The 12,713-nt window shown below is 59.7% G+C and carries 13 protein-coding genes; 9 read left to right on the top strand and 4 right to left on the bottom strand.

The features are described from left to right. The first annotated feature begins 123 nt into the window (after window positions 1-123). The 9 genes from BW940_RS03860 (at window position 124) to BW940_RS03820 (ending at window position 10,268) form a co-directional block, all read left to right on the top strand. The gene (locus BW940_RS03860) at window positions 124-924 is read left to right on the top strand and encodes a chemotaxis protein CheW (protein WP_076607875.1); all 801 of its coding nucleotides are present in this window, start codon (window positions 124-126) and stop codon (window positions 922-924) included. Window positions 925-1,063: 139 nt separating this feature from the next. Next, complete coding sequence (gene cheY, locus BW940_RS03855) at window positions 1,064-1,426, top strand: chemotaxis protein CheY (RefSeq protein WP_076607874.1); 363 nt, start codon at window positions 1,064-1,066, stop codon at window positions 1,424-1,426. Continuing rightward, complete coding sequence (gene cheB, locus BW940_RS03850) at window positions 1,423-2,607, top strand: chemotaxis-specific protein-glutamate methyltransferase CheB (RefSeq protein WP_076607873.1); 1,185 nt, start codon at window positions 1,423-1,425, stop codon at window positions 2,605-2,607. The genes cheY and cheB overlap by 4 nt, the downstream gene beginning before the upstream one ends. Continuing rightward, window positions 2,600-5,695, top strand: a complete 3,096-nt coding sequence (locus BW940_RS03845; RefSeq protein ID WP_076607872.1) for a chemotaxis protein CheA — start codon at window positions 2,600-2,602, stop codon at window positions 5,693-5,695. Before cheB ends, BW940_RS03845 begins: the two co-directional genes overlap by 8 nt. Window positions 5,696-5,729: 34 nt before the next feature. Continuing rightward, on the top strand, window positions 5,730-6,335 hold the full coding sequence (locus BW940_RS03840) for a chemotaxis protein CheC (RefSeq protein ID WP_076607871.1): 606 nt from the start codon (window positions 5,730-5,732) through the stop codon (window positions 6,333-6,335). Continuing rightward, window positions 6,332-7,591 (top strand): chemotaxis protein CheC, encoded by a 1,260-nt coding sequence (locus BW940_RS03835; RefSeq protein WP_076607870.1) that lies wholly within the window; start codon window positions 6,332-6,334, stop codon window positions 7,589-7,591. Before BW940_RS03840 ends, BW940_RS03835 begins: the two co-directional genes overlap by 4 nt. Next, window positions 7,588-8,109: a chemotaxis protein CheD gene (locus BW940_RS03830; protein ID WP_076607869.1), complete on the top strand. Its 522-nt coding sequence runs from the start codon at window positions 7,588-7,590 to the stop codon at window positions 8,107-8,109. The genes BW940_RS03835 and BW940_RS03830 overlap by 4 nt, the downstream gene beginning before the upstream one ends. Beyond that, window positions 8,106-8,960 carry a CheR family methyltransferase gene (locus BW940_RS03825; RefSeq protein WP_076607868.1) on the top strand — a complete coding sequence of 285 codons (855 nt, stop codon included), beginning with the start codon at window positions 8,106-8,108 and terminating at the stop codon, window positions 8,958-8,960. The genes BW940_RS03830 and BW940_RS03825 overlap by 4 nt, the downstream gene beginning before the upstream one ends. Before the next feature lie 90 nt (window positions 8,961-9,050). After that, the gene (locus BW940_RS03820; protein ID WP_076607867.1) at window positions 9,051-10,268 is read left to right on the top strand and encodes a hypothetical protein; all 1,218 of its coding nucleotides are present in this window, start codon (window positions 9,051-9,053) and stop codon (window positions 10,266-10,268) included. Between the two features lie 10 nt (window positions 10,269-10,278). Here the strand turns inward: BW940_RS03820 and BW940_RS03815 are convergent, their stop codons facing one another. From BW940_RS03815 to BW940_RS03800, 4 genes are read right to left on the bottom strand one after another with little or no spacing between them, the layout of a single operon-like run. Further along, window positions 10,279-11,100: a DUF7289 family protein gene (locus BW940_RS03815; protein WP_076607866.1), complete on the bottom strand. Its 822-nt coding sequence runs from the start codon at window positions 11,098-11,100 to the stop codon at window positions 10,279-10,281. Continuing rightward, the gene (locus tag BW940_RS03810; protein WP_076607865.1) at window positions 11,100-11,594 is read right to left on the bottom strand and encodes a DUF7266 family protein; all 495 of its coding nucleotides are present in this window, start codon (window positions 11,592-11,594) and stop codon (window positions 11,100-11,102) included. The genes BW940_RS03815 and BW940_RS03810 overlap by 1 nt, the downstream gene beginning before the upstream one ends. Next, entirely contained in the window at window positions 11,591-12,058 is a 468-nt protein-coding gene (locus BW940_RS03805) for a hypothetical protein (protein ID WP_076607864.1), read from the bottom strand. Before BW940_RS03805 ends, BW940_RS03810 begins: the two co-directional genes overlap by 4 nt. Continuing rightward, on the bottom strand, window positions 12,052-12,711 hold the full coding sequence (locus BW940_RS03800; RefSeq protein WP_076607863.1) for a DUF7288 family protein: 660 nt from the start codon (window positions 12,709-12,711) through the stop codon (window positions 12,052-12,054). Before BW940_RS03800 ends, BW940_RS03805 begins: the two co-directional genes overlap by 7 nt. Window positions 12,712-12,713 lie beyond the last annotated feature (2 nt).

The raw sequence follows: 12,713 nt of genomic DNA, 5'->3' as shown, positions 1-12,713 counted from the left end.
TCGAGATGAGAACGCTGCAATAACGTCGTAAACAACGCGCTTGGGCAATTGTAAGACGATATCGCGGCGACCAGTGTTCGGAGTCAACGTTTTAGTCATGGAACTTGATACACGACCAGGAACATGGCCCCGGATCTCTCCGAAAAGCTACTGGGAATCGATATCGACAGCACCGACGACCAACGGCGGCAGAAGACGGACGACGCGGACGAAAACGCGGAAGAGTTCGAGCGGTTCGTCTTCTTCGAGAGTGGCGAGCACCGACTCGCGGTATCGGTCGACGCTGTCGGAACGCTCGCAGAGGTCCCCGACGAGTTGACACGGGTCCCTCGGACACCACCTGCCATCGAGGGGATGGTCGATCTCCGTGGTGAGGTCACTGCAGTAATCGATCCTAGCGTCCACTTTCCGAGCGATAGTGTGACCGACTCCGGCCGAGAACGGCTGCTCGTCCTCGATCGTCCGACAGATCAGCAGTCCGCAGCGATCCGCGTCGATGACGTCATCGGCGTCGAAACGATTGCCGAGAGCGACATCCTCGACGAAGCGGCCGTCGAAGACCGGCCATTCTCCGGCGATGCACTCACACATCCACTCGTGACCGCACTCCTCGAGCAAGAACACGAGTACGAGGCTGCCGATAACGAGGTCGTCGCCACGAACCGACCGGGAACCGATAGCGCGTCCGGGACTGGCACAGCGGTCGACGCCGGCGATACCGGGATGGCGTCGGCGACACGGGGTTCGCTCCATGGTCGCTCCAGCGACGACGCCGGGGATCCATTTACGTTCGAATCGAATGAAACGGAGTCAGAAGCGTTCGACGACGGAGGACTGACTCGAGAGGTCGTTATCGAGGTGACACCGCTCATCGATGTGGAGACGCTGCTGCAGGCGTCCGGACACCGGAAACAACGACCGTAGGAAAATCGCGATGGGACCGAGAGGGTGATCTCGGCGTTGAGTGTGCTCTCCGTTCCGTATTCGTTGTTTATCACACTTGATAACAGGGAGACAGCATTTATGGTAGTCGTATTGCTATCAGCGGGTGGTGTACTACTGAATGTCGACAGGGGTGCTCATCGTGGATGACTCTCATTTTATGCGGAACTTACTGCGCCAGATTTTGGAACAGGATTACCGCATTCTCGGAGAGGCGTCCAACGGCGCCGAAGCAGTCAAACTGTACAAAGAACACGATCCCGATATCGTCATGATGGACATTGTGATGCCGAAAGCAAACGGCATCAAGGCGACCGCGGCGATCAAGAAGATTGATCCGGACGCCCAGGTCATCATGTGTACGAGTGTCGGGCAACGTGAGAAAATGAAACTCGCCGTGAAGGCTGGCGCAGACGGGTACGTCACGAAGCCGTTCGAAGAACACAGCGTCAGAAAGGCCCTTTCAGACGTCGTTGCGGCATGACGCGAGTACTCGTTGTCGACGATTCACAGTTTATGCGGACAGTCATCGGCAACGCGCTCACTACGGCCGGCTACGACGTCGAGACGGCGGCGAACGGCTCAGCGGCCATCGAGGCCGCCGCGACATACGACCCCGACGTCATCACGATGGACGTCGAAATGCCCGAACTGGACGGGATCGACGCCGTCGAACGAATCATGGCGACGAACCCGACGCTGATCCTCATGCTCAGCGTCCACACCGATCGGGGGACGGAGGCGACGCTCGACGCCCTCGAGCGAGGTGCCGTCGACTTCCTCCACAAACCCGACGGATCGGACTCGAGAACGGTGACCCATCTTACTGCCGACGTCGTCGAGAAAGTCGACGAACTCGCCGATGCGAACGCCTCGTCGATCGCGCTCGCTCGCGCTGCCGCGTCCGCATACGCGACGCGGACGGAACAGTCGGCCGGGACAAGCCCGGCAGTCGCCGGGACCGGCGGCCAAACCGAGTCCGAAACGGGAGTTCAAACGGAACCATCACGGTCTGGACCACCCGGTCCCGATCTCGAGACGACGACCGAACCCGACGTCGACAGTCTCGCCGAGAATCCGACCGTCGTCATCGGTGCGTCGACCGGTGGCCCGAAGATCATCGAAGCGCTGTTCGAACGGCTCCCGATCGACCTCGACGCGAAGATTCTCGTCGTCCAGCATATGCCCGCCGAGTTTACCGACCGCTTTGCCCACCGCCTCGATTCACGTAGCGCATACGATATCCGCGAGGCGACCGACGGCGACGTAATCCGGTCGGGAGAGGTCGCGGTTGCACCGGGGAGTGCCCATCTCGAGGTGGCGACGAATATCGGCGGACGACTTCGGGTCCGTCTCGACGAGAGTGAGCCGATTCACGGCGTGCGGCCGGCGATCGATGTCACAATGCAGACGGCAGCCGAACAGGTCGACGACCGGCTCTGTGGCATCGCTCTGACCGGCATGGGAGCCGACGGCGCAGACGGGATCGAGGCGATCAAGGCCGCCGGCGGGCACACCATCGCACAGGACGAAGCGACGAGTCCAGTCTTTGGAATCCCCTGTCAGGCAATTCAAACGGGCTGTGTCGACGCCGTCGTACCCTCGACGAAACTCGTCGAGACGATCGTCGATGCGTTCAACACGGATGGTGAGACCGATGACTGATTATTTGACCGACTTCGTTCAAGAGAGCGAAGAACGAATTACGGAGCTGAACAACGCGTTGCTCACTCTCGAGCGCGAGCCGACCAACGACGAGGCGATGGAAAGCATCTTCCGCGTCGCACACACGCTCAAGAGCAACTGTGGTGCGATGGGACTCGACGCTGCGAGCGATCTCGCACACGCGATCGAGGACCTCCTCGATGCCGTCCGAACGGACGATCTCGAGGTAACGCCCGAACTGATGGACGTGATCTTCGACGCGGTCGACGAACTCGAGACGCTGATCGACGAGGTCGCAGCCGACGGCGAGACCGAAACCGATCCGTCGGCGACGATCGAGGCACTCCGTGAATACCTCGAACACCAGACCGACTCAACGTCCGTTATGGCCCCCTCACCCGAGGCCATCGACGCCGTCCTCGAGCGGTTCGATCCGCCGGCGGACGACGATCACGAGATCTACTTTACCCGACTCGAACTCACGGAGCGCAACGATGTCAACAACGGCGTGCTCGTCGTCGATGCGCTGGTCGATGCGTTCGACCTGCTCGCGACCGAGCCACCCCGAAGCGATATCGAAGCCGGTGACGACGAGGGACGGATCGACGCCGCCTTCGCCAGCGCGGTCGGTGAAGCCGCGATCATCTCCGGTCTCGAGCCAGTCGAAGCGGTGGCCGATTTCGAACTCCGTACCGTGACCGATCGGTTCGAAGCCCTCGCTGACACGGAGCCATCGGATGCAACGTCACCGACCGAGCCGCCAGCAGCCGGTCCCGGTGACGGGATCTCATCGGACGAGGCGAAAGACCTCGAGGTCGACGAACTGCTCGACGAATTCAACGAGTTCGACAACTTAGACGAGATGGTCGAAGACATCGAGGACGACGACCTCGAGATGTTCGACGACATGGGTGACGCCGGCTCGTTCGACGACCTCATCGACGACGACGAACTGGCCCCAGCCGAGGCGTCGACCGAGCCTGCAGCCGACCACGAGCCGGCCACTGAGCCGTCGACTGCTGATTCGGAGTCGACAGCCGACGCGTCCAGTGACGACGTCGACGACGCCGGTGCCGTGTTCAACGAACTCAAAGACGAAGTCGAGATGGTCGGTTTCGACGAACTGCAGGACGAACTCGATGAGCTCGAGTTCGACGAGTTCGACAGCGACGACGAAGTCGGGATGGACGAACTCATCGGCGAGGACGTCGATGTCCACGACGACTCGTTTCTCGACGAGACGGAGCCAACCGACGATGACATCGACGAGATGCTGGTCGAGTCCGACGCGGCCGACCTCGAGGCTGAAACGGATCTCGAGTCGGACGAGACCAGTGAGCCGGGAGACGAAACGGCGACACCCGCGTCTGGGATTTTACCCGAAGCCGAGACGGACGCCACTGTCGAGGCCGACACCGAGCCCAATATCGACACCGAGTCGCCGACCGCGACGGATGCGAGCCTCGAAGACGAGTCCGATTCGACGGACTCGCTCGAGGATGCGGCAACCGCGGAGCCGGTTGCTGCGGACTCGACCGACGATTCGACCGACGATGAGACGGCCGAGGATCCGTTTGCCGGCGATGCAGCCGTCGAGACCTACACCGAGCTTACGGCGTCGGACGACGAGTTCGATGCGGACGCAAGCGGGCTCTCTGAGTTCGACGACGACACGTTCGATGACGACTTCGCTGACGCGTTCGGCGATGATTCGTTCGGCGACGACGATTTCGACGATACGTTTGGCGACGATTTCGATCTCGACGACAGCGCTGACTCGGCGTCGTCGGCGTCCTCGAGTAGCTCTACGGCGTCGTTCGGTGACGATGCAGTCGAAACAGAACCGGAGGAGGACGACGTTGTCCGTCGGATCGACGAGCCGACGTTCGAAACACCGGAAATCGAAATCCCCGAAACGACCGATCGACCGGCTGCCGACCAACAAACCGACGACGTCCAGTCGGTCAGGGTCGACGTCGAACAGATCGATTCGTTGCTGACCCTCGTCGAAGGGCTGGTCACGACACGCGTTCGACTCCGGGATGCGGTTTCCGAAGGGGAGGATACCGCTGCACTCGAGACGGAACTCGACGATCTGTCGGATGTAACGACGGAACTCCAGGAGACGGTGATGGACATTCGACTCGTCCCGCTGGAAACGGTTGTAAACCGGCTTCCGCGCGTGGTCCGTGACATCGCACGCGAGCAGGACAAGGAGATCGATTTCGAGATGTCCGGCGAGGATGTCGAACTCGACCGGAGTATCCTCGATCGGATCGGCGATCCGCTGATCCATCTGGTCCGCAACGCCGTCGACCACGGGATCGAGTCGCCCGAAGACCGCGAGCGTGCGGGCAAACCTCGCACTGGAGCCGTCGACGTCCACGCCGATCGCTCGCGTGACAGCGTGACGATTACGGTCGAAGACGACGGTAGTGGACTCGATCCCGATCGGCTCCGCTCCGAGGCCGTCACCGCCGACGTGCTGACCGAAGCGGAAGCGACTGCGCTGTCGGACGAGGAGGCCTACGACCTCATCTTCCATCCCGGGCTCTCGACGACCGACGAGGTGACGGACGTCAGCGGCCGGGGCGTGGGGATGGACGTCGTCAAGCGGACAGTCGAAGACCTCGAGGGAACGGTCGCGGTCGAAAGCGAACCTGGTTCGGGAACACGGGTAACGATGACGCTGCCGGTGACGGTGGCGATCGACGACGTGCTCTTCCTCGAAAGCGGCGGCGAGGAGTTCGGTATCCCGACGAAAGCGGTTCTGGACATCGAACCCGCCGACGGTCTCGAAGAGATCGACGGCCGTCTTGCCCTCTCCGAAAGCGACGGCGAGTACTCGGTTGTCCCACTCGACGACGCACTCGAGACGCCGAAACCGAGAGCCAACGGCGATGGCATGCTCGTCCGTATTCGAGACGACGTCCGACCAGTCGTGTTACACTGTGACTATGTCCGCGGCCAACAGGAAGTCGTCGTCAAACCGTTCGAGGGATTCATGGGCGACATTCCGGGGCTCAGCGGCGCAACGGTACGGGGACGGGGAGAGGTAGTCAACATTCTTGACGTGAATACATTATGACAATAAACGAACACCCACACCCACGGAGGAATTCATGACGCTAAAGGTCGATATTCGAAAGCTGAGCTTCATCAACGAAATGGCAAAAGTCGGGACGAACGGCGTCGCCGATAACATGAGCAAACTGACGGGCGAGAACGCCCAGATGGAGGTCACGAAAACGAACTTCATCGACGTCGACGACATCGAATCACAGCTCGATTCCGGGAAGCGAGTCGGCGTTCGCGTCCGATTGCTCGATCCGCCACATGGACACATTCTCATCCTCTTCCCCGAGGCGAGTGCAAAGAAAATCACGGCGATCATGCTCCGTGACGTCGTCGACGACATCTCCGACGTCTCGGGCAAGATGGCCAGAAGCGCCGTCGAAGAGATGGGAAACATGATGGCGAGTGGCTTCATCGACGGCTGGGCCGACGTCCTCGGGCGTGCGATCGACATCGCAGCCCCGCAACTCGTCTACGCACAGACGGGCGAGGTCGTCACCCGAACAGCCAACCTCGGTAACGACGACCTCGCGCTGTTTTTCGACTCGGATCTGACTGTCCCAAGCTATCAGATCGAGGCCGAAATCTACGCCTTCCCCGAGTTAGCGGAGTTCGTCGAAATGGTCAACAACATGGAAACGCCGACGACATGAAACTCGACGTCAACGCACTCGGAACGTTCTACCGGATGGCTCGAGAAGGTGCCGGACTCGCCGCTGGCCGGCTGACACATATGACCGACGTCGAGACACAGGTCGGCGTCACGAAACTCAACTTCATGCGCGGCCAGGAGATCCGCCGCGATTTCGAGGACTCGACGGAGAAAGTCGGCGTCCGTGTCAAACTGACTGGCGCGATCGAGGGCTACTCGATGATCGTCTTCGAACGGGAGAACGCGTTTCGTATCATCGAAACGTTACTCGCCGAATCGAGTTCCGACGACGCCGTCGACATCGAGGAGCGCGAATTCGACGAGATGACCCAAAGCGCCGCGACCGAAGTCGGCCACATCATGAACAGCGGGTTCGTCGATGGCTGGGCCGACGTCTTGGAAGCGGTGATCGACGTCTCGACCCCCGAGTTCGTCGAGGGCCAGTCCGCCGAGCCCTTCTTCGGCGACATCGACGAGACACCCGACGACGACGACCTCGCGTTGCTCTTCCAGAGTCGGATCGAGACCGTCGGCACCGAGATCGGGTTCAGCCACTACCTCTTCCCGAAACGGACGTCGATGGCGTCGCTGCTCGATCGGCTGCGAACCAGCGGTGGCATCGAGTACGACAAACTCGACGGCTTCGACCGTATGGCCGAGCGCGGTGCCGAAGAGATCGCCGAAACTGCAACGACACTGACCGGGATCGACACCAGCGTCGAGATTCGGCGGCTGAATTTCGTCTCGCTCGAGGCGATTCCCCAACAGCTGCCGGACGAAACACTCGTCGGTGTCGCCTTCGAGTTCGATGGGATGCCAAGCGGCTATCTCATCTTCCTGTTTGACGAGGAGTCGGCTCACGAAATCGTCGATGCGATGATTCCGATGGACGTCGACGAGGATGGCTTCGGCGAGATGGGGACGAGTGCCATCAAAGAACTCGGCAACATCATGGCGAGTGGCTTCCTCGACGGCTGGGCAAACGTGTTGGATACGACGATCGACCACTCCCCACCGGAGTTCATCCACGATATGGGTGCTGCAGCCGTCGATCCGGTCATCATCCAACTCGGCGAGAACCAGGAGTTCACGTTCGTCTTCGACACCGTCGTCATGGCCGACGGCCGGGAGTTCGACTGTGAAGTGTACGCGATCCCGGACGAAAGCGACTTAGAGCGGGCGCTGAACGACCTCGAGGTCGACCGGATCGAGGAGACGCCGACGACGGCTGAATTCCAGGAACTCGATAACACATGAAGACGTACGGAAGCGAACCGGGCGCACCGACGCCGGTCCAGGTCGGGATCTCCGAACTGATTGTCAGCGAGGGCGACGATACGCTCAAATCCTATGGGCTGGGGTCGTGTCTCGCAATCGCGCTGTACGATCCGGACAGGGATATCGGTGGCCTCGCACACGTCATGCTGCCGGACGGTGACGCCGCCGAACACAGCGACCGCAAACCCGGCAAGTACGCTGATACCGCGATTCGCGCACTCCTTCGGCGGATGGTCGAAGCGGGAGCCAACTACACCGCCGTCGAAGCGAAAATTGCTGGCGGAAGCGATATGTTCGAGTTCGAAAGCTTTGGCGAGGGTGTCGGCCAGCGAAACGTCGCCGCAGCCAGGGCGGAACTCGAGAAACTCGGCGTTCCGCTCGTCGCCGAAGACGTCGGCGGCGAACACGGCCGGACCGTCGAGTTCACGCCCGAAACGGGAACACTCGTCGTCAAAACCGCCGACAAAAACGCTGACCACGAGGTGATCGAGCTGTGACCGACGACGGGTTCGACGAGCTGTTGGCGTACGTCGAGGACGAACTGGCGTTCGCGACGAGTCACTACAACGATAGCTATCTCGACCGGCGCATCTCCTCGCGAATGCGTCGAACCCAAAGTGAGACGTACGCGGCGTACCTCGACACCCTTCGAGCTGATACCGACGAACAGACGGCGCTGCTCGAGGCACTGAGCATCAACGTCACCGGCTTCTTCCGAAACCCCGACGTCTGGTCCGGAATCCGTGAGGTGTTGCAGTCTCTCAGCGACGCCAACGACACCGTTCGTGTCTGGAGTGCCGCGTGTGCTGACGGTCGTGAACCGTACTCGGTATCGATGCTCGCCCACGACGACCCTGATATCGACGAATCTGCCGTCACAATCCTTGGGACAGATATCAGCGAACCGGCGCTCGAGACGGCCAAAAACGGCGTCTACGAGGCGTCTCGAACCATCGACCTCGATGATCAACTCCGTTTTCTCGACGATTATACAGAGTATGTCGACCGAGACGGCAACACGTTTCAGATCAAACGCGAGATCAAACGTAACGTCTCCTTCGAGCGCCACGACCTGATCAACGACGAGCCCAAAACGGGGTTCGATCTCGTGATCTGCCGGAACCTGTTTATCTACATCGACAACGAGTACAAGCAGTCGATGATTCGGACGATCGCTCAATCGATCCGCCGAAACGGCGTACTCGTCATCGGGAAGGCGGAAACGATCCCGCCAACTCTCAAATCCGCGTTCACCGTTCGTGACAGTCGACTCCGAATCTATCACCGGGAGCCGATGGAAACGAACGGACTGACCCGCAAGCAGTCGGAACCGGACTCGAGCCTGTAAGGCCACGACTCGACGTTCTCTACACAGCGAGCGCGGCGGCTGAAACACACACGGGAGCTTACATACCGCTGTTGTGAATACTACCGTACGATGAGTGCACTCGATCTTCACGCCTTCGTCGCTCGCTCCAGAGTGCTCGTCGATTCGACACCCCCCGCGACGGGTCGGGAAACGCGTATCTGGCTCGTCGACCCCTTCCTCGAGACGCTCGGCTGGGACGTCCACGCCGACTCGTGTGTGACCGATACGACCGTCGACGGCACAGCCCTCGAGTACGTTTGCTCGGTCGATGGGGTTCCGGCTCTGTTCGTTGCCACCGAACCGTTCGGCGACTCACTGGACAAATCCCGCGCCGTGGCGCTTCTCGAGACGATGGCCTGGACAGGCATCGACCGCGCAATCTACACCAACGGTCAGGCGTTTCTCTTCCTCGCCGGCACGACCGATGTCGAACAGCTCGCATGCCAGCTGTCGTCGCTTTCCGACCACGAATCCGCACTCACACACTACTCGCAGGCGGCGGTTTCGCGTCGCCTCGAGCGCCACTCCCGTGGGTTCGTCGCCCGCCAACTCGCCGTCGAGCGGCCGGCACTCCTCGAGTCGATCGTCACAGCCCTCACGAGTGCAACCGAACAGGGCGACGCGTACACCACGGAGTTCGAAGCTGCCACCGAACGATTCCTCGAGCAACTCGTCGCCTCGTTTGCAGATGACACTCATGGGCCTGTTGCTGGCGACCTCGAGTCGCCCAGTCGCACGGACGTCTCGGTTCGGTTTTCCGAAACCGATGTTTCGGAGGCGTCTTCCGCCAACCAGCAGCCGATGACCGAAACCGAACCGTCACGTGACGACACCGCTGGTGCTGCCAGTGGTGACTCCAAAGCTGACGCTACCGACACCGACTCACCGACGCCGAGAGAGAGCGATGCCGGGGATTCAGGCGAGTCAGCGACCACTGACGATGGCGAGTACGTCGTCCGGTTTTTCAACGATCACACCTCCATCGGCGCGATCGGTCACTCGAGTTCGGACCAGGCGTTGCTCGGCACTGCGGAGTATCTCTTCGATCGTGGCCTTTCTGGCGTCTCCATCCCCTGGCAGCCCGACGAGACAGCCGACGACCGTGCTATTCTGAACGACTCACCAACACACGCCGATGGCTCGCCGATGACGTCTCCACAGCAGCTCTCGAACGGGCTCTACCTCGAGACCGCCGGCACCGTCGACGACCATGCCGCTCGCGTCGAGGCGCTCGTGGCTCGGGCGGGCTTGCGAGCGATGTTGACTGGCGACTGGGAGCGAGAATAAGCCATAGCGGTCAGTACTCGAGGTCGACTTCGACGATGGTGACGACGACTCGGTCGGCAGTACACGTTCGTCTGAGATTGTCTCCGTTGTCGTTGTTCGACCAGCCACGATCAGTGTCGAGAGTCGAGTTCCACGCGTCGTTGTATTTGGTATCACCGTCGTCGATGGTAATAGTCACGCTGCCGACATCGTCGGTGTAAACCGAACTATTGCGGTTTTCGACGGACATCGTGACGCCCAGTCCGCTGCTGCTCTGGACCGACCGATCGTCTGCCGAGATCGTAACGAGTGAGATGACCGCTGCCTCGCGATCATCGCTGCACGTTATGTGGGGCTGTTTACGAACGAGACTCCAGTCTTCGGAGTTGTCGCCGCGAACGAGACCACCACCTTCGTAGGCGATTCGGTCGCCGTTTGCGGTGTAGGTAAATTCACCCAAATCAAGTCTCCCATCATCTTCGTACTGGGAAAATCGATCTTTGTGAACAATCGATTCATTGGTCCCATCAATTTCCACCGAGAGGTTTAGCTTCGTTCCACTATCACTGGTCGTGATCGTCCCATCTCGTAGCGAGAGTTCACCGTAGCGCTGGTTGACGCCGTTGTACCGCATGACGTCGTTGAAGTTGTCTGCGAGCGCGTCCATCGCCCGCTCGGCGTTGACGAGCTGTTCGTTCTCCTGATAGTCGTCCATCGCCTGAAATCCGGTCGAATACAGGATGCCAACTGAGCCGAGGATAATCGCGAAGACGAGGACGAAGGCAATGACTTCGGAGACTGCCCGATCGTCGTTCCAGCGTCGTCCGTCAGTGTCTGGCTTGTGTTGTCTCATTAGTCCACCGCCTCCAGTTCGATACCGTCACCCTCGTATTTGATTTCAATCGTCCCGCCTTGAACAGACTGTGGTGGTTCCTTAATCTGGTTACCGTCGACTGCGACGGGTACGTAGACCGTTACATCGATGTCCTGGGCAGTTAGTCGTAGACAGGTCGTCGAATCATTAAGCAATGAGGCATCCACCTCACTACAGTCCTGTTTCAACGCCACAGTGTACTGTGAGTTCGCGACAGATCGTGGATGCTCCCCTGTGAGCGTGACCCTATCGCTACTATCGTTTGCGATCTGATCGACGTTATCGATCTCACCCGCCAGTCGCTCGCCGACGGTCTCGAGTGACGTCTGTGCCGACCGTTCGGTCTCCGTCTCGAGCATCGTACTCCCGGACATCAACAGCATGGCAATGAGGATCGTCGTGATCCCGATCGTCAGGACGTGTGTGAGCGCGATCGACATCCCGCGGTCCGTCTCGTGTCTGGGTCCGATCATGAGTCCTCTGGGCAGTCGGCTTCTATCGTTCGTTCTTGTTCGTAGTGGAGCTCGTTCGAGTCGTACGTGATCGTGACGGTCGCATTGTCGCCTGCATGGATCTCACCAGGCTTCGGGCTGATATCCACCACTGCTGGACTCGAGTGGGCAGTCGAATTCTGGTACAGATCATTGAACGCCGTGATGTTCTCTTCGAGCTGTTCGTCGTCGTCCTGCTTGTCGATCAGACATCCGATCCCTTGTTGAATCTCGGTTTCGGTCGCTTCAGCAGTGGTCGCACTCTGGCCTGTCTGAGCCGATGAGAGCGTCTCGGTGTAGACGACGCCGTTGAACACGATGACGACACCGAGGATGATGAACGCGAGCGCGATCGCGCCGATGAGGATCACCTGTCCTCGCTCGGTTCGACTAGACTCACACGAGCGATCTCGCTCTCGGCGTTCTCGAAGGCGATCAGTTACCATACGGCGACGCGCACCTCCACCACGTTGTAGACTTTGGAGTCATCATCGTTGTCATCCTTGGTTCCTCGAGCGATCGGATAGTTGGTGTCGTCACCGACGTCGTTGTTACTCTTCAGTAACTCATCATCTTCAAACAAGGTCACCATATAATTCGCTGTCACCGCTTCGGACTCGCCCTGGTAGACGAGATACTCACTTTGATATTCGTCTTCTGATTGGTTCCAGTAAACGAGTTCGATGTTGTAGCTCATCCCACGCTCAGTGAATCGATCTGAGAGGATTTCGCCGAGAACGAACTGCTCGTACAACTCCGTCTGGTTCGACGCGTTGTAGTAGCCAGGTACGTCGTTACTTTCACTCGCCTTGTGGAATTCTCCGTCGTCTCCTTCATTTTTGTCCCAGTAGCGAATCATCTCGGAGAGGTTCTTCTTTTTATCATGGTCCGTTGTTGCGGCAACCACCAGCGCATCCTGTGCCTCCTGTTGAACCTGGGATTTGACCGTCCGATCCGCTAACCCACCGGTTGTCGGCGTGATGACGACCGACTGCAGTGCTAACAGAATTGCCATCAGGACGACCATCGCGCTGATGAATCCCTCGAGAGTGTAGGCCTGTCCTCGATCACTGTCGTTCGTGGAGTCGATTCGGGACATGG

The sequence above is a fragment of the Natronorubrum thiooxidans genome (assembly GCF_900156475.1).
Taxonomy (GTDB): Archaea; Halobacteriota; Halobacteria; order Halobacteriales; family Natrialbaceae; genus Natronorubrum; species Natronorubrum thiooxidans.
This window is presented reverse-complemented; position numbering and strand designations above follow the sequence as displayed.